The sequence below is a fragment of the Microcoleus sp. AS-A8 genome, from assembly GCA_039962225.1.
Taxonomy (GTDB): Bacteria; Cyanobacteriota; Cyanobacteriia; order Cyanobacteriales; family Coleofasciculaceae; genus Allocoleopsis.
This window is the reverse complement of record JAMPKV010000008.1, coordinates 92,340-109,699: the sequence shown is the minus strand read 5'-3', so window position 1 is coordinate 109,699 and position 17,360 is coordinate 92,340. Positions and strand designations below refer to the sequence as shown.

Sequence of the window (17,360 nt, the reverse complement as noted above, 5' to 3'; positions counted from 1 at the left end):
TTCAAAGGAAAGGAAAGGATGTTTGGCTTGGAGTGAAGCGGCTCTAGTGCAAACCCAAATCGCGTATCCGCAAACCCAAACCTTCCTGACGAGTGCGAATATCATAGTAAATAATAGCTTTGATCGCTTGCCAAAATGGCATCATTAACGTAGCTCCCACGATGGCTAAAATCATTCCCAAAAACCCGATCAAGAACACAGAAGCCAGAACCATCTCGGGTGAGGAAGAGGTAGCAAAAAGCGGCATGATAAAAAATACAGGAACAAGCATGAGTAAGACGATGGGTAATGTAATTAAGCTAGCTACTATAATAATAATTTGAATTCGCAGTAAAAATGCCTTGGTTAACTCCCAACTCCGACCTATCGAGTTAGTAGAATTCATATTATGTTCGATGGCTAAAGGTAACTCGGAGATAAAAAAATGAGAATATAACCAAACATAAATAAGTAGGGCAACAAACCACACCCCTAAATTAAGAAAGGAACTGATGGGGCTTAAGACTGAATTCAGATTAGAAATATTGCCCAGGAGTATAGGCGGTACAAAAACAAGGACTCTTAACAGAAGTGATGAAATAAAATAAATTCCAAAACTCATAAACCCAATGAGGATTTGGGCAGCCCAAAAACTCCAAAATCGCTGCTGGATATAACTACGGGTTGTACTAATAGGTTCTGGCTGATTCACCAACTCTTTGTAGACTTGCCGTGAAATGATGGCCTGAATTTGATTAATTTTTGCCCAACCATAAATTGGAATCAAAGCCCACAACAAAGCTTTAATCGATAGACCAAAATAGGACTTGAAATGATCGCGGTACATACGTAAGCCAGCACTGACGACATTCCCCACACTGAGCGGCCCTATGGGTTGGCGAAGGCTCGGATTTTTGGACATGTGACGATTTCTCCAGTAGCTTGCGGCGCAAGCGCAAATCTTATCGATATCTCTTACGCTACGACTAGCAAACGCTCCGGGTAAATTTTATGAATATTAAGCGCTGGATTGCGCGGCGGGAACCAAACTGGCAGAGATTAGATGCTCTCTTGAGACAAGTGGAGAAAAAAGGACTGAAGTCCTTGAAAGCATCGGAAATTAGGGAACTGGCTAGCTTATATCGTTCGGTTTCAGCGGATTTGGCTAGGGCGCGCACTAATCAAGTGGGCAATATTTTAGTGCAAAACTTGCAGCAACTAACTTCCCGCAGCTATAGCCAGATTTATCAAGGTTCGCGCCGTCAGGAATGGCAGGCGGTGATGGAGTTTGTTCGCAGGGGCTTTCCTGCTATGGTACAAGAAACCTTCGGCTATACGGCTGTGGCGACAGCAATTTTTCTGTTGGGAGCGCTCATTGCCTGGTGGTTTTCATGGCAAGATCCGATGTTTATGTCTCTCATTGTTCCTGAAGCGTTGATTGAGAAGGTGCGCGATCGCCACGAATTATGGATGGGTTCTATTTTGGGCAAAGAACCTGTGGAATCCAGCAATATTATGATTAACAACATATCGGTGAGTTTTAAGGCTGTTGCTGGTGGTATTACGGCGGGAACTTTTACCGTCTTTGTCCTAGCTTTCAACGGACTGCTGATTGGTGCGATCGCCACATTAGTTGGACAAAATAACTTAGCTTATCCCTTCTGGGCGTTCGTGTTTCCTCACGGTTCCCTGGAATTACCCGCGATTTTTTTAGCAGGTGGCGCTGGTTTACTCATCGCCAGAGGAATGCTGTTTCCGGGTCAATACACCCGCGTCGAGGCGCTAAAATTTTATGGTTACAAAGCGGCTCAGTTAGTCTTTGGCATTGTGCCGATGCTGATTATTGCCGGTACGATTGAGGGCTTTTACTCACCCAGTTTAGTAGTGCCCAACCCTCTCAAATATCTGGCGGGAGTCGGATTATTTACGTTACTCGTCATCTATTGCAGCCGCAAAAAACCTGCTGATTACACCTCATCCTAACAGTAGAAGCATAACCGTCACCGCACACCTACGATTAAAACCACAGGAATAGAGGCGCAGTTTTACCTGCGTTTGAAGTCATGGATTATAATACAGATGGAAAAATGGCGCTCCACCCAGCCGGGATCAAGCGGCACGGAGCCAATATCTGCTAGATGAAAGTCAGTTTGAGAGCGCACATGATCGGCAGCTAGCAGAGGAGGGTGCTCGTAAGCATTTGGGCGTACCTACGCGCACCGCAGACAGCGATATGCCTGTACTGCCTGTCGCTGCACCTCCTGAAGATAGCACTTTCTAAAAACCAACGTCTGCTCATCCTCCAAAAGGCGTGGAAGTAAATACTTGCTCTGGGATGAGGATGAAGCAGTCAAGGGGTCGCTATGGTGTAGAAATCTCAACACGTCTACTCTTTTTGGTGAGTACCATGAGCAATCTGCCACATCAAATACCAAAGTTCTTCGATAGCGACTCAACGGGTGGCGCTGGGCTTTGGCAATATATCCAATCGCTGCATCCTGAAGCGATCGCTCAACTCTCAGAGCCTTCCTCAGAAGCCGCCAAAGTAATAGAAAACAACATCATCGGAATGCTAGGAACTTTACCTTCAGAAGCCTTTGATGTGACGATTACGACGAGTCGCGAACACCTGGGTCAACTCTTAGTCGCCGCGATGATCGGTGGATACTTTTTGCACAATGCTGAACAGCGTTTAGCCTTTGAACAATCCATACAGAGCAGTCAATAAGCCGACGCTGACTCTTTGAGTAGAGCGTGGACAACTCAATAGCCCTGATTGAATAGTCTCACTGAAAACGGTTAATACCCAATCCGCTTTTATCTGTTGATCTCCTCTAGTTCTATTCTTTGTGAACTCTGTACCTTTGTGGTTTGTTGCCTAATAGGGGGTAGTCAACCCGGATTTGCTATGATGATCCGCTCTGTGAATTTTAGGCGTGGAGTGGTTGGTTTTCACCAAGAGAGTAGTTAGCCCGCAATGGGTATCATTTTCCCTGACAACAATCCCCCGACTTCAAGCCGGGGGATTGTCAACAAAGCCCTTTGCCCAGGACGAAGGAACTTTAAACAGCTTGTGGTTGACCTTGGGGCTGGAACTGGAACAATGAGTACACTACATTGCGACGGATGTCAATCATCATCTCCAAGAAGGTTTCATATCCTTCCTGCTTGTACTCAATCAAGGGGTCTTTTTGCCCATAACCGCGCAAACCTACGGACTCTCGCAGAGCATCCATCGACTGTAAATGCTCCCGCCATAGGGTGTCGATTTGCTGCAAGATGAAGAAGCGTTCTGCTTGTCGCATTAATCCCGGCTGAATTTGATCCACTTGGGATTCCTTGATGTCATAAGCTTTACGGACTTCTTCGTGCATGAAGGTTTTGATTTCCGCGACCGTCATGTCTTCTAGATGCTGTGGCTCTAGGTCTTGTAGTAAGTAGACAAATTCCTTCACCTTCGACACCAACTGATCAAGTTGCCACTCTTCTTGCGGTAAGTCGGGGTTCACGTAGGCTTCGACAATGTCATCCATTGTCCGTTCAGCATACTGAATCACTTGTTCTTTCAGGTCTAGCCCTTCTAGCACGCGGCGACGTTCAGCGTAAATCGCTCGTCTTTGGTTATTCATCACCTCATCGTACTCAAACACCTGTTTCCGGGTGTCGTAGTAGAAGGTTTCAACTTTTTTCTGCGCCCCTTCTAGGGAACGAGTGAGCATCTTGGATTCGATGGGCATATCTTCCTCAACACGGAAGGCATTCATCAATCCCGCCACGCGATCGCCCCCGAAAATCCGCAATAAATTGTCTTCCAAACTCAGGAAAAACTTGGTCGAACCGGGGTCGCCTTGCCGTCCCGCACGTCCTCGTAACTGGTTATCAATCCGCCGTGATTCGTGACGTTCTGTACCAATCACATGCAAACCGCCGAGTTTGACCACCTCATCATGCTCACGGGACGTAAGCTGTTCATATTCTTTGCGAATCGCTTTATAAACCTCCCGCAACTGTTGAATTACCGGGTCATCCGTCGGTGCCTTTTCTGCCGCCACAGCTATCTTTTCGTCGGCTTCTAGCTCTGGCAGGCTGCGCTCTCCGTACCTCTTCACCGCAAAATTCACAGCATCTTTGAGCAGTTGTTCTGTTCCCTTTGACAGTTCCGTGGGGAAAATCTGCGGACTCACTTTCCAAGTTTTTACCTTTTTGCCTGGGGCAAAGCCTTGAGGACGCGCTCTCTCACTCGCTCCCGGTACCGACACTGGAGTCAAAGCATCCTCTTGTTCGGGCATGACAATCTTGGGCATGAAGTACTCCCGCAACTTGAGTCGCGCCATGTAGTCGGAGTTACCCCCCAAAATGATGTCTGTCCCTCGTCCCGCCATGTTCGTGGCGATCGTCACAGCGCCTTTGCGACCAGCCTGAGCGATAATCTCTGACTCCCGTTCCACATTCTCAGGGCGGGCGTTGAGCAATTCATGAGGGACGGCCCGTTGTTTCAACAAACCTGAAAGCAGCTCGGATTTTTCGACACTGGTGGTTCCCACCAAGACTGGGCGTCCCTCTTCATGCATCTGAGCACATTCTTCAGCAATCGCCTGCCATTTGGCTGGCTCAGTTTTGTAAACCACATCTGACAAGTCGTCACGTCCCGAAGGTCTGTTGGTGGGAATAATCGTAACTTGCAGGTTGTAGATTTTTTCAAATTCGGATTCTTCCGTCTTCGCCGTACCCGTCATTCCCCCTAGCTTGGGATACAGCAAGAAGAAGTTTTGATAGGTAATAGTGGCGAGGGTTTGGGTTTCATTTTGAATATCTACATTCTCTTTCGCCTCAATGGCTTGGTGTAAACCATCACTCCAACGGCGTCCGGCTAGCACCCGCCCGGTAAACTCGTCTACAATCACCACTTCTCCGTTGCGGACAATGTAGTTCACATCGGCGAGAAACAATTCTTTGGCCTTAATCGCGTTGAAGATATAGTGCGCCCAGGGATCTTCTGGGTTATACAAATCCTGAACTTCTAGGAGTTTCTCCGCTTCTGCGAACCCCTCATCCGTTAACAGAACGTTACGCGCCTTCTCATCCACTTCGTAATGTTCTTCTTTTTTGAGCGCTCGCGCAATTTGTGCCGCCTTCAGGTACTTTTCCGTCGGTCGCTCCACCTGCCCGGAAATAATCAGGGGCGTCCGTGCCTCATCAATCAGTACCGAGTCTACCTCGTCGATGACACAGTAGTTGAAGGGGCGTTGTACCACATCTGCCATGACCGTTGCCATGTTATCACGCAGGTAGTCGAAGCCCAACTCACTGTTTGTGGCATACGTAATATCACAGGCGTAATTACGCTGACGCTCGGCTGGCCCCATGCCGGATTGAATTAGCCCGACACTCAAGCCTAAGTAGCGGTGTACCTGACCCATCCACTCCGCGTCCCGACGGGCTAGATAGTCGTTAACCGTAACAACGTGGACACCCTTGCCAGTCAGGGCATTCAGGTAAGCCGGTAAGGTGGAAACCAGGGTTTTCCCTTCACCCGTTTTCATCTCAGCGATTTGTCCTTTATGCAGGACAATACCTCCTAAGAGCTGCACATCAAAATGGCGCATTCCTAAGACTCGACGCCCTGCTTCCCTTACCACAGCAAAGGCTTCTGGTAACAACTCATCCAACACCTCGGCTCGTTCGCGATCGCTCCTGGCTTTCGCTAGCTTCTGTTGAAATTCTGCTGTTTTGCCTTTGAGTTGATCGTCCGATAGCGCCTGGATCTCGTCTTCCAGAACGTTAACATCAACAACATAAGGCTGGTATTTTTTTAGTTTGCGGGCGTTGGGGTCGCCGAGTACGGTTTTTAACATATCAGGAGAGTTTATTCACTAAGTTCCAGGGTAGAGGTTAGAGCGGCAAGACTCTAGGCAAAAGGGCAGAGTTAATTATTAGATTTGAAATCTTTTTACAGTCTTTAGTTCCTATTTGCTGACCACCGACTGTCACCCCTGGGGGGTACATTGTTATCCTATCACTTCCCCTAAGATTGAGGCGGTACGGGGATTTGGGCAAAAATTGGGGGGTTGTCGGGGTAAACTCTATCCTATGGGGGTGGCACTCTCGTTTGTGATACCAAGTTGTAGTCAAAGATAGCAGACTTTTTCCCCCGTTCCCCGCTCCGAGGGTTCCCCTGCTGTTTCTGATTTATCCCATTTTGAATTTACAAGTATCTGTTGGCGATCGATCTACGGTATCGTCATCAGCTTGGCTGTTTTGAAGGAATAGCCTGACAGCAAGGTCTTTCTCTACAACTAACCATCTTCGTTATTTCCCAGTTTGGACACGAGCTTCATTCCCCGACCCTAAGCGGTTGGGGTTTGTTTTGCCTAGCTTTCCAGTCTCTCGTGACGCATCAAAAACAGGGCTAACGCCTTAGAAGAATGAAAAATGATATTTCAATTGCTGTGAGGTTCTTACATGCTTTCTAATCCATACTCCCATCAACCCGAATTTTCCGTCGATTTGGTTCGCGGTGTATTGACTGGTCGTATTTATGTTCCTTCTGCTTGGACAGAATTACCTGCCTTTCGGACTTGGTACAAATCTGTTCATATCATTCATCACAGACCTTACCAGAACGGCAATATACTGCTTTGGTTTGAAGCTCCTTGTAAAGAGTATTACCGACTTTCTCTGAAATTTCCTCATTCTCAGTCCTCTTTGCGGGCAACGACTTACCGTCTGCTCCGTCTTTGATTTACAGAGCAAAATGGCCTTTAATCTTTTTGTAGTCTGTATCTCGCTGGCTTTTGCTAATCGTCGATAGACCTATTTGATTAAATACTTCCTTAACTCTCGCTGCCACCTGAAAGACAAACTCCCTTCATCAACCTCATCAGTCTCTTCATCCTTGCCAATCAGGTCTTCTGGTTCCTCTTCCAACTCCTGCATATACTTTCTCAGCACACCCCCGATCGCAACAGCTCTGGTATTGTGCAGTTGGCGGGTTAACTCCAGAAACCATTCCTGATTAGCTACCAAATCCGGCTCCTTCACTTGATACTTGAGAATTTCCGGGATAATCACTTTGGGGTCATGCTGTTTTGCGATCGCCCTAATATCAAGAATTGGCTCGTAATCAATTCGTAAGCACTGTTGCCACAAAGCTACCCACTTCACCTTGGACAAATAGCCGTGACTGAAGTACGAAGGTGCCACCATTGCCAAAATATGTAAATGAGGATGAGCCGATATCCCATCCCGACCTTTAGTCACCTCCACAGACTTCACCCAACCTTTTGCAGGCCATGCCTTCAACTCAGTTAATCGCTTGAAAGCTCTGTTTATCCCATCTAACGTTGCTCGTAGCTCCTCAATTTGGCAATTTTTTACAGTTAATGTGATAAAAAGCCAACGGTGCTTGGGATAGTCGGCAACCACATGAGGGAGAATCTTATAAGCCTTTGCCTTCCACATGAGACTTCGCCGCCACTGACAAACCGGACAATGACGAACCCGACAAAATCGTGCATCTGATAGCTTTAACTTGAGAAGACCTTCTGATGGCTCTGGTACCAATCGAAACTCCAGCCACTCGGCACAGGTACTAACGCGCTGAGCATAGCGATTGAAGCAACCTGTAAGAGCACCAGCGTAGTAATTAGAAACTATGTCCGCATTGGCTCTATGCTTGTCCCAAACTTTGTCTTTTGCGGAAATATCGGATAAGGCTAGTAAATCTCTACTTTGTTTGCACTGCTGTTCAAGCGCTGTTTTAAAAGCAATGCAACTGCCGTCTGAGACTTGATTTGACACGAATCCCCCTGGTGTGGTTGGGTGTGGTTACCTCAACCTATCAAGAGGTTCTACATACATTCCTCCGTTGAAATACGGAATTCTGTACGGGACAATACCGACAATAATAGTAATTGTTCTATTGCCGTTTCATCTTTTTTACCCAATTTTTTTGGAGCAATGGGATAAGAATCATGTTCACCTTGGTGTACTGAAGCTTACGACTACACCAAAAGTCAATAAAGACTCCCTCAGTCATCTACCAAGAGGGAGTCTGCGTTCATTCGATAAGACCAAATTACGACAGTCAAGAGGCAGTTGTGGAGAGGGGAGGTTGTCACCCCTCACCCTTTCCCTTAACAAGTCATTTGGTGCCATACAAGCGATCGCCTGCATCCCCAAGACCGGGCACAATATAGCCATTCTCGTCTAACTTTTCATCAACCGCCGCTGTATAAATCGGCACATCTGGATGATGCTCATGGAAGTGCTTCATTCCCTCCGGTGCCGCCAATAAGCACAAAAACTTAATCGACACCGGACCTAATTCCTTGATGCGGTCAACGGCAGCGATCGCTGAATTGCCAGTCGCTAGCATCGGGTCAACCACCAAGATATCTCGATGATCGACATCATGGGGGAGTTTTAAATAATACTCAATAGCAACATAGGTACTGGGGTCACGATACAAGCCAATATGACCCACACGAGCTGAGGGCATCAGTTCCAGAATTCCGTCCAATAGCCCCTGCCCTGCCCGCATGATAGATACAACCACCATTTTCTTTTCGGACGCCAGCATGGGAGCATTCATCGGGGCAATGGGCGTCTTGATGGGTTCATATTTGAGAGGTAAGTCCCGTGTTACCTCATAGGCTAATAACATCCCAACCTCTTTCATCAGTTGGCGAAATTTAGTGGTACTGGTATCAAATTGACGCATCAGCGTCAATTTATGCTGTACAAAAGGGTGGTCAATTACCGTGACTTGAGGGGTCATTTGTTAGGGGTTAAATATTAGGGGTTACTTGTTCAATAACAACGCACAAGGGAAAATCTTTAAAACACTGTGCCATCGCTCTCAATCTGAATAGGAGGAACGCCGCCTTCCCTCAACTGGGCAGCTATTCGCCGTCCTGCCGTCCAAGTTCCTCCTTGTAAAACTTTCACTAAGGGTAATTGGGCAGCAGTTAGATTCAGTTGTTGCCGGATGGTGTCGGCAATTCTATCTAATAGACTCACCGTCAGTGATCGCCACTCAACAATCACCTCAGATTCTGGGAAGTGACGCTCTTGGACAACAGAAGCTTGTTTGGCTTCTAGTAACCCTAAATCTAAGCACAAACCCCCATTCCGATATTCGGGTAAGCCAGTCATCTCGTCTAACCCAGTAATCTCTATACCGAGTTCCTGTAAGGGTTCTAACAAGGAGTAGGTTAACCACTGGGAGAGTTTGTGAAACGGTACATATTGAGCGCTAGGATTGTCTCCTTTGAGGGCAGGATGAATCCAAACATCGCCTAAATTGACACCTGCAATAGTCAGTCGTCCAGGCCAAATATTCCCCAATCCCTCTAATACAGCACTGAATACGGTACTGGCAGGTAAAGAGGTTGAAGGTTGTTCGCCGAAGGCGTTCCCGAAGGGTAGGTTTGTTTGGGTTGAATTTTCAACTTTAAGCTCACCGACGTTCAACTGTTTTTGTGAACCTTCAACGTTCAACTTGCCAACATTCAACCCTTGAAGCAAGTAATTGACCAGATTTCCAGGACGTGGGTTTTCTGTGCCAAACAACTGAGGTAAACTGTGTAGCGACTGACCGAGTCGCTGGAGCAGCTCAACTCGACCTTCTAAACCCAGCAGGGGATTTGTCGAACTTACCTGAAATCCCTGAGCGAGTTGAGTTGCCGTGAAGTTTTGTAGTCCTTGGGCATCCGCTTGCAGGGGAAATTTGGGGTTACTGGAAAATGCGCCTTGGCAGAACATGCGGAAACTGGCTACGGCTAAGCCTTCAGAACGACGAAACACCTGTCCTGTTTCCTGTTCGCCGTATTGCCACTCGGAACCTGCTCCAGCATCCAGCAAGACGCTGATAATAGCTAGGTCAAATTTTGTTTGTGCCTTTTCCAGGGGGGTGAGTCCTGCTAAATGTTGCTCTAATTCCGCCAGACGTAGGACGTTGCCAACCTCAAAATGTCGCCAACGACTATGAAAGGGAATATTTAAATCAGGGTACTCATTACGCATGACCTCAATGACATAATGGGCTACCCGGTCGAGATGGGTTAAATTACAGCGAAAGTATTGCAACTGGTCAGCACAGGCCAAATGAAAGAGGCGATCGCAGCGTTCTCGAATGGCAGCAGGCGTCCTCAAGTAAGCGATCGCCAAAAGCTGCTCCTCAGAGCAGTCCGGTAGCTTTTGATAATGAATCAAAACTGTTTCCTTTGGGTAGGGGGTATAGAACCCCATGAGCAACAAAAGAAAGTATGAAGGATGAAGTCAGCCGTTTAATGGAATTCCCAAAAACTAAGTTACCCGATCTTGTGGAGCAGGCGTCTGGCCTGCAACAGGTCAAAGCCGGACAGGATGCTCACTCCACAAGGGGTAGTTGGATATTTTTTGATTGGGAAGCTCCTAACTGACTAAGTTGCGTCCTTTAATTTGAGTCAGAGTGACCGCATCGGGTGCAAGTCCCTCTGTGTAGTAACCCGCCGCTTGCTTGGCAGCGATTTCCACCTGTGCATCAGCCGGAATCAACTCGTCTGGAATGGCAATGCGATTGATAATCTTAATGCCAGAATTGACGATCGCGTTGTATTTCATATCGCTCATGGAGACAAAGCGGTCAATTTGCGTGATGCCCAGCCAATGCAGCACATCAGGCATCAGTTCTTGAAACCGCATATCCTGCACGCCTGCAACGCACTCTGTGCGACTGAAGTAGGCATCGGCGCGATCGCCTCCTTCTTGACGCTTACGGGCATTGTAGACTAGGAATTTCGTGACCTCACCCAAGGCTCGACCTTCCTTACGGAAGTAAACTAAGATACCAGCACCGCCCTCTTGTGCTGTCTGAACACAGACCTCCAAACCATGCACCAGATAAGGGCGGCAGGTGCAAATATCGGAACCAAACACATCTGAGCCGTTGCATTCATCATGTACCCGCACAGCTAGCTTACGGTTGGGGTCGGTAATCGCCGCTACATCGCCAATCAGGTAAACCGTGATGCCGCCAATCGGTGGTAAGAAGACTTGTAAATCGGGGCGGGTGACTAATTCCGGATACATCCCACCGGTTTGTTGAAACAGGGCACGACGTAAGTCACTTTCCCCAACTTTGAGGCGCTTAGCCAATCCCGGCAGATACCATACAGGGTCAATGGCGATCTTCGTTACGACTAAACTGCCACCACTTTTGACAATTCGATTATCGATGAGCAAACGGCCTTTGGCGATCGCATCCTGTAACTCTGGCATATTAATATGAGCCTGAGTGATTGCGATCGTCGGTCGAATGTCGTATCCCTGCTGGTACAGCTCGGCGTAAGCTTCACCCACCATCGCGCCAAAGGGATCGAGGGCGACGATTTTGCTGGCATCAGCCCAACTGGGATGAGGCCCGATCGCAACCACTGGAGACGTATTGGTCAGATCGGCGCGGTGGCTGGCTTGGAGAGCGCCACTGGCGACCGCTAAAGCCCGATAGACCGAATAAGAACCGGAGTGTGTCCCGATCACATTTCGGTGAGCTGGGTTGGTCAATGTGCCAATAATTGCGCCTCGTTTGCTGGGGTCACTTTCTCCCCAGTGCACGCTTAACGGCTTTGACGCTAAACGACCTGGATGAGAAGTTAGAACAATATGTTTCTGTTTGGATACGGTTTTCGAGTTTTGCATGATGACACCCCGTAGAATCCACGAATACTTGCCAAAGTTGGGTGAGAGCCAATTTGGTAAGTTGAAATAAGCTCTAATCATAGCAACCCAATTTTGGGTATTGAAGTACCTGACCGAGCAAAGTGTTCGCTGTTCGTCTAATTTTGGGCAATTGGCGATAAACTCGTGGCTTAACGCCCTTATTTGTCTTTGTCGAGCAAATTCAAAATTAGACAGGTTACTGTTCACCGATCACTGTCGTTGAGACAAGATAATAGAGAACAAGGCTTAGCTGATCCTGTCGTTCTGATTTAGATATACTATTTGCTCACTAGGGAGATGCATCTAATACACGAATGCTCCCAACGCCGAGATGGGGAGTGATTTAAACCAATATAACTTGGGATGAAGCATCCGCTTGCCCAATCCCTTTAGGCTTTATCTCGGAATTTGAGCTGAAGCGTCGGTGGTTCAACAGCTATGTCGCTTTCGAGTTATAAGTTGTGCCCAAGATTAACTCGTGGGGAACGCAAAACTCCTCGTAAAATACAGCTAAATCTATGAAACACTCAAAACTCATCTGTAGCTGCTAGTGACCTGCTCCCAATTCCTAAATTTTAAGAAAGTTTAAGACTTAATACTCTCCCATCAGGCTGCACCATGATCACAAATACATCTGAATCCTTACGTCATAGCGAAGTTATCAAGAGCGGATTACTCATTGCTCAGGGATTAAAAGAAAAATCCCAAAATTACAAAAAATTACTAACAGAGGTGTTGAAATGGACGGGGGGACAGCCCTTACTCACCCAAAAGCTATGTCAACTGATTGTCGAAGCGGAGGATTCACCTCCGGTCGGTGAGGAAGCGGAATGGTTTGACCGCTTGGTGCGCCAACAGCTCATTGAAAAATGGGAGACCCTGCCGGAACTCGATCATTTGCGAACTATCCGCGATCGCCTCCTGAGACGAAATCAGCGCAGTGTTAGGCTCTTGCAGCTCTATCAGCGTATTTTGCGGCAAGAGGTTGTGGTCGCCAATGACACACCCGAACAAAATGAATTGCGACTATTGGGTTTAGTCGTCAAGCAACAAGGCAAGTTAAAGCCTCACAATCGGGTTTATGAGGCCATATTTAGCGAGGCTTGGATTGAACATGCCTTGAAAAATCAAAAATCTGAGGTTGAACCAACTGACACAGAATTTTTGAGAACTCTGGCTGAATTAGAAAGAAAACTGCTAGTTTCTCAGGTAGAAATTTTGTCTCAGGCCGACAATGAAGCCGAGGATGAAGGTTCAGCTCAGGCTCTCTACCAAGTATTACGAGAAGTTACGGCAAAAGTAGGAAGTTTATTAGGTGCAGACCGAGCCACAATCTATTTACTCAATGACGACAAGACAGAATTGTGGTCGCTAGTGGCGGAGAATGAAGAGGGAGAATTTCTCGATATTCAGGTGCGAGTCGGGGAAGGGATTGCAGGTCAAGTCGCCCAGACTAGGAAAGTTATTCATATTGCTAACAATGTCTATGAAGACCCACGCGCCGCTTTAGTCAAAGAATATGACAAGAAATACCATTACAAAACTCAAAATATTTTAGCCCTGCCGATCTTGGATGAACACAAAGAGGTCGTTGCTGTTATTCAACTGCTGAACAAGTTGCAGCCGGAGAAGTCGCAGGAGAGCAGTGAGCAGCCCACTAAGCCACAGGGCTTTACAAAATTAGACCTAGAACGATTGGCGAAATGTGTGGTTCCGATTCGCCGGATTTTAGAAAGCTGCCAGTCTTGTTATAGAGTAACCAAGAAGCTACGGGCAACGGCAGCCCTGATCGAAGCCACCCGCTCTCTTGACCAAATTAATTTGGATACCAAAGCCATCCTGCAACGGGTGATGAATACAGCGAAAAAACTGCTGAATGCTGATCGCAGTACGCTGTGGTTGATTGATCATGACCGGGGTGACTTGTGGACCGAACTTCCGGGTAAAGGGGAAGTCCGGTGTCCGGTTGGGGTGGGTTTCGCCGGTCAAGTGGCTCAAGCTCGCGAACCCATGATTATTCCGTTCGATTTATACAACCACCCTAGCGCCGAGAATGCGAAAAAAATCGACGAGCAAACTCGTTATCGCACTTGTAGCTTACTGTGTATGCCCGTTGTGAGTCCTGATGGCGAGTTGCTGGGTGTCACCCAACTGGTCAACAAACGCAAACCCGGTGACTTCGGTGAATATAACAAAGAAGAATGGCCGACAGTTCCCGATTTCTTTAAGACTAGCTTTGACAAAAACGACCAACAGTCGATGCAAGTCTTTAATGAGCGCGTTGGAGTGGTACTCCAATTTGTGAGAACCCATGAAACCCTGAAGCAGCTAGCGCAAGTTGAACCGCAAAAAGCGATTTATAATGCTCTAGCTGTACTGAGTAATTCGATACTAGACCAGAGTGATGAAGCTCTCTACAATGCACTTTACTATTTGCTGAGTTTTATTAGTCTGACGATTAACAAGTTATTGGAAGCTGAGCATACAACGATTTTCATGTTGGATGCCGAAGAAACTGGATTTTGGTCGTTAATTTTTGAGGAAGAAGCGAGTAATGCCTCAGAGATTCGGATTTCGGCGAATCTAGGGATCGCCAATAAAATTGTTGACTCAAAAGCTGTACAAGCCAGTAGTAAACCTAGCAAGTTGAACGATGTCTTAATCCATAGAGGCATCACCTCGAAAAGTATAAGTAGCTTGCATAATTTGTTACTATTTCCTGTTTTGGATCAACGAGGAAAGGTGATCGCCATTGTTCGGTCATTTAACAAATTCCTATCTCTTGACCCCAGTATTCCGTTAGCCGAACGAATTGATACTAGGGGCTTTACAAAAGCGGATGCAGAGAAGCTACAGCAGTGTACGGCCTCGATACTGCCAATCCTACAAGCGTTCCAATCTTTCCATCGAGAAATTAGAGCGATTCAGGAGCAACGACAAGCGATCGATCCGCTCTATCAAGCGATTAGCTTCGTGAGCCAAAGTAGTGGCCATCCAGAAGACTTGATTCAAAAAGTGATGCAAGCTGCGAAAAAACTTACGAATGCCGATCGCAGTTCCCTTTGGTTGTTGGATCACCAAACTAATGAATTGTGGACAACTATCCGCCAAGGCGATGGTTCTTGGCTGGAAACACGAGTCCCGATGGGAGAAGGCTTTGTGGGCAAGGTTGCTCAAACGGGTCAGGCGGTGAATATTGCCTTTGACTTATATGACCATCCTGACTCTTACATGGCTCGACAAACGGACGAGAGAACCCATTATCGTACTTGTAGCCTACTCTGTATGCCAGTTGTGGGTTCGGATGGCGAGTTACTGGGTGTCACTCAACTCATTAACAAACGGAAGCCTGGTGATTTTCCCGAATATGATTCGTCTGACTGGCCTAACGTACCCGATTACTTCAAATTGAGTTTTGAGGAAAAGGATCAAAAGGATATGGAGATTTTTAACAATCAAGTGGGTGTGATTCTGCCAGGAATTACTAATCGGTCTAGAAGCACACAAAAATAAGTGAAAGCCTCATCGGGTCAAATATCCTAATTGAGTTTAGGATAGTTTATCCTTTGAATAAATCCGATAATTCTTCATTCGAGGTACCCAGAATTCGGGCTAAGCGATTGAGTTCACTATCGCTAAAACCATCTCGCACTTCGGTTAACTCCTCAGCCGATTTTCCGAGAATTCGCGATAAAACTTTGAGTTGGTTATCTGTAATGTCTTTGCCACTAAAAATATCTTTCAGTTCTTGAGGAGCCAGTTTGTAAGAATAGCAGAAGCGCACAAATTCCCTGTTGCTGAGGTCAAGTTCCCGTTGTCTTTCGCGTAGTAAGAAGGCAATGGCTCGTGTACCATGTTCAGGGCGTTTAGCTTTTTCTATGTATTGTTTGATGCGCCGAGTAACATGATAAGCGTTGCCACCTGATTGTTTGACCAAGTCCCTGCAAGCCATTTGTAAGGCTTTGTTTAAAGTTTCATTATCTTCGTGTAGCCGCTCATACTCATTAAACGTTTCAACAATTCGGTCGGCAAATTCAGGAGTGCAAAAACCCACTTCTATGTCATCATAGGATATCGCAATATAGGAGCGATAGTGGTTAAGTTGCAAGCGTATGGGTTGATTAGTTGGTTTCATTAATCCCAAGTTTTAGAAAAGGTCATAAGAGGAAAGTTAATGGATCAATTGTGCCAAAATCTTGCTTCTGTGGATAGTCTTGTAGAACGTCAAAGTTACTCATAGGCAATCTCAGCTAATACATTTCAAATCTTGCTGGAGAACCCTTTGGTAATTGTCTCAGTTTTTACCAATTCAAGTGAAGCTCTCTGCCCAAAAAGATATTGGCTACTGCGACGCCTGAGCCTTAGGTCTTTGTTGAGGACGCTCTTGAGCATAGGAAAGTAGCTCTTGTGCTGGAGACCTGAAACCTGCCGCACTACGCTAAAGTTGTCAATAACGCAGGAAAACAGGTGAAGTAGTTAAGATACAATATCCACCTTGCAAAGAAAAGACTTACCAGAGTAGAAGCCTCCGCACCGATTATTACGACTGACTTGTTCCCATTTGCGATCGCCCTTTGGGCAAGACGCTTTGAGCCTATCGCCCCAAGGACTGCGTCTATTCGGCAAGCACGACGAAGTACTCTACAGTGGGCGATCGCTCCTTGGGCTAACCTTGAGATAACCTCAGCTCCGGCTTTGGAGCAATCATGGGTATAACCTTCAGGATACTGACATCCTCAAGCGATATGAGCCAGACCACCCAATCTTTAGACCCGTCAACCGATTTGTCTCCCACAGCGGGTTTGCCTGCTTCCCTGCCAGATCATACCCAGCTTCCCGACTCGGATGGTAAGTTTGTGTTCGCGGAGCGTGCCACAGGCAAAAATTTTCTCCGAACCCCCAGAAGGCGACCTCCTCACGGACTGTATTACACCAATTTTGCAGCAACTCCACCCAGATGGGCAGTATTGCATTGGTCGAGATTGCGGCATTTACTGGCGCATGACAGAACCGCCAGAGCCAGCGGAAAGAGGAGCAGAGGCACCGGATTGGTTCTATGTACCGGATGTGCCACCTAACCTCCATGGAGAAATTCGCCGTTCCTATGTCTTGTGGAAGGAATTTGTCGCGCCGCTAATTGCTTTGGAATTCGTTTCTGGGGAGGGTGTGGAAGAACGAGACAAAACTCCCAAGAAAGGTAAGTTTTGGGTTTACGAACGAGCAATTCGTATCCCTTACTATGGCATCTATGAAGTCAAAAAGGCACGAGTGGAGGTTTATCAGTTAGTAAACGGGCGCTATCAGCTCATGCCAGCGAATGAGCGAGGTCATTATCCCATTGAACCTCTAGGAACAGAATTGGGCATTTGGCAGGGTAAGTATCAGAATCAGGAATGGCCTTGGCTGCGCTGGTGGGATATAGGGGGGAATCTGCTGCTGACGGCGGAGGAACGTCTCGAACAAGAGCGGCAGGAGAAGGAGTTAGCTCAACAACGGGCTGAGCGGTTGGCGGAGCAGTTACGGGCGTTAGGGGTTGAGCCAGAGGTGTAGGAGAGGCAATCGCACCTCATGCCTCTCTCATTTGAGATTTGAATGGCGCAAATCGTACCTGCATTCGCAGAAGGAAGCACTCTGCACTAATCCAGACACAAAAAATGCGATCGCACCTACCTAAACGA

12 protein-coding genes and 1 pseudogene are annotated in these 17,360 nt (G+C 47.1%); 6 read left to right on the top strand and 7 right to left on the bottom strand.

Going from position 1 to position 17,360, the window contains the following annotated elements; all coding sequences use genetic code 11:
* Nucleotides 1-43: 43 nt before the first annotated feature.
* The gene (locus tag NDI48_14515) at nt 44-901 is read right to left on the bottom strand and encodes a hypothetical protein (GenBank protein MEP0832385.1); all 858 of its coding nucleotides are present in this window, start codon (nt 899-901) and stop codon (nt 44-46) included.
* Nucleotides 902-990: 89 nt separating this feature from the next.
* Between NDI48_14515 and NDI48_14510 the strand changes: the two genes are divergently transcribed.
* Entirely contained in the window at nt 991-1,962 is a 972-nt protein-coding gene (locus tag NDI48_14510) for a stage II sporulation protein M (GenBank protein ID MEP0832384.1), read from the top strand.
* Nucleotides 1,963-2,386: 424 nt separating this feature from the next.
* Entirely contained in the window at nt 2,387-2,707 is a 321-nt protein-coding gene (locus tag NDI48_14505; protein ID MEP0832383.1) for a DUF760 domain-containing protein, read from the top strand.
* 334 nt (nt 2,708-3,041) lie between these two features.
* On the opposite strand, the gene secA is transcribed toward NDI48_14505, so the two are convergent.
* Nucleotides 3,042-5,834 carry a preprotein translocase subunit SecA gene (gene secA, locus NDI48_14500; GenBank protein MEP0832382.1) on the bottom strand — a complete coding sequence of 931 codons (2,793 nt, stop codon included), beginning with the start codon at nt 5,832-5,834 and terminating at the stop codon, nt 3,042-3,044.
* Between the two features lie 607 nt (nt 5,835-6,441).
* Here secA and NDI48_14495 point away from each other — a divergent pair.
* Nucleotides 6,442-6,720 (top strand): hypothetical protein, encoded by a 279-nt coding sequence (locus tag NDI48_14495; protein ID MEP0832381.1) that lies wholly within the window; start codon nt 6,442-6,444, stop codon nt 6,718-6,720.
* Between the two features lie 72 nt (nt 6,721-6,792).
* Here NDI48_14495 and NDI48_14490 read toward each other — a convergent pair whose 3' ends face one another.
* From NDI48_14490 to NDI48_14480, 3 genes are all read right to left on the bottom strand, one after another.
* Entirely contained in the window at nt 6,793-7,779 is a 987-nt protein-coding gene (locus NDI48_14490) for a protein rep (protein ID MEP0832380.1), read from the bottom strand.
* A gap of 343 nt (nt 7,780-8,122) precedes the next feature.
* Nucleotides 8,123-8,758 carry a uracil phosphoribosyltransferase gene (gene upp, locus NDI48_14485; protein ID MEP0832379.1) on the bottom strand — a complete coding sequence of 212 codons (636 nt, stop codon included), beginning with the start codon at nt 8,756-8,758 and terminating at the stop codon, nt 8,123-8,125.
* A 59-nt stretch (nt 8,759-8,817) separates the two neighbouring features.
* Nucleotides 8,818-10,194: a URC4/urg3 family protein gene (locus NDI48_14480; GenBank protein ID MEP0832378.1), complete on the bottom strand. Its 1,377-nt coding sequence runs from the start codon at nt 10,192-10,194 to the stop codon at nt 8,818-8,820.
* Between the two features lie 53 nt (nt 10,195-10,247).
* Between NDI48_14480 and NDI48_14475 the strand changes: the two genes are divergently transcribed.
* The gene (locus tag NDI48_14475) at nt 10,248-10,403 is read left to right on the top strand and encodes a hypothetical protein (protein ID MEP0832377.1); all 156 of its coding nucleotides are present in this window, start codon (nt 10,248-10,250) and stop codon (nt 10,401-10,403) included.
* Here NDI48_14475 and NDI48_14470 read toward each other — a convergent pair.
* Nucleotides 10,396-11,661 (bottom strand): GTP cyclohydrolase II, encoded by a 1,266-nt coding sequence (locus NDI48_14470; GenBank protein MEP0832376.1) that lies wholly within the window; start codon nt 11,659-11,661, stop codon nt 10,396-10,398. The genes NDI48_14475 and NDI48_14470 overlap by 8 nt on opposite strands.
* Before the next feature lie 639 nt (nt 11,662-12,300).
* Between NDI48_14470 and NDI48_14465 the strand changes: the two genes are divergently transcribed.
* The gene (locus NDI48_14465; GenBank protein ID MEP0832375.1) at nt 12,301-15,195 is read left to right on the top strand and encodes a GAF domain-containing protein; all 2,895 of its coding nucleotides are present in this window, start codon (nt 12,301-12,303) and stop codon (nt 15,193-15,195) included.
* 46 nt (nt 15,196-15,241) lie between these two features.
* Here the strand turns inward: NDI48_14465 and NDI48_14460 are convergent, their stop codons facing one another.
* A complete protein-coding gene (locus NDI48_14460) occupies nt 15,242-15,817 on the bottom strand; it encodes a hypothetical protein (protein ID MEP0832374.1) in 576 nt (191 codons plus the stop codon).
* A 610-nt stretch (nt 15,818-16,427) separates the two neighbouring features.
* Here NDI48_14460 and NDI48_14455 point away from each other — a divergent pair.
* Nucleotides 16,428-17,232 (top strand): annotated as a pseudogene (locus NDI48_14455) (Uma2 family endonuclease).
* The last annotated feature ends 128 nt before the right edge of the window (nt 17,233-17,360 follow it).

Excerpts from the sequence above, each read along its gene's own strand:
- NDI48_14470 (MEP0832376.1), bottom strand. The coding sequence starts at position 11,661 with ATGCAAAACTCGAAAACCGTATCCAAACAGAAACATATTGTTCTAACT.
- NDI48_14495 (MEP0832381.1), top strand. The coding sequence starts at position 6,442 with ATGCTTTCTAATCCATACTCCCATCAACCCGAATTTTCCGTCGATTTG.
- NDI48_14460 (MEP0832374.1), bottom strand. The coding sequence starts at position 15,817 with ATGAAACCAACTAATCAACCCATACGCTTGCAACTTAACCACTATCGC.
- NDI48_14505 (MEP0832383.1), top strand. The coding sequence starts at position 2,387 with ATGAGCAATCTGCCACATCAAATACCAAAGTTCTTCGATAGCGACTCA.
- NDI48_14465 (MEP0832375.1), top strand. The coding sequence starts at position 12,301 with ATGATCACAAATACATCTGAATCCTTACGTCATAGCGAAGTTATCAAG.
- NDI48_14510 (MEP0832384.1), top strand. The coding sequence starts at position 991 with ATGAATATTAAGCGCTGGATTGCGCGGCGGGAACCAAACTGGCAGAGA.
- upp (MEP0832379.1), bottom strand. The coding sequence starts at position 8,758 with ATGACCCCTCAAGTCACGGTAATTGACCACCCTTTTGTACAGCATAAA.
- NDI48_14515 (MEP0832385.1), bottom strand. The coding sequence starts at position 901 with ATGTCCAAAAATCCGAGCCTTCGCCAACCCATAGGGCCGCTCAGTGTG.
- NDI48_14475 (MEP0832377.1), top strand. The coding sequence starts at position 10,248 with ATGAAGGATGAAGTCAGCCGTTTAATGGAATTCCCAAAAACTAAGTTA.
- secA (MEP0832382.1), bottom strand. The coding sequence starts at position 5,834 with ATGTTAAAAACCGTACTCGGCGACCCCAACGCCCGCAAACTAAAAAAA.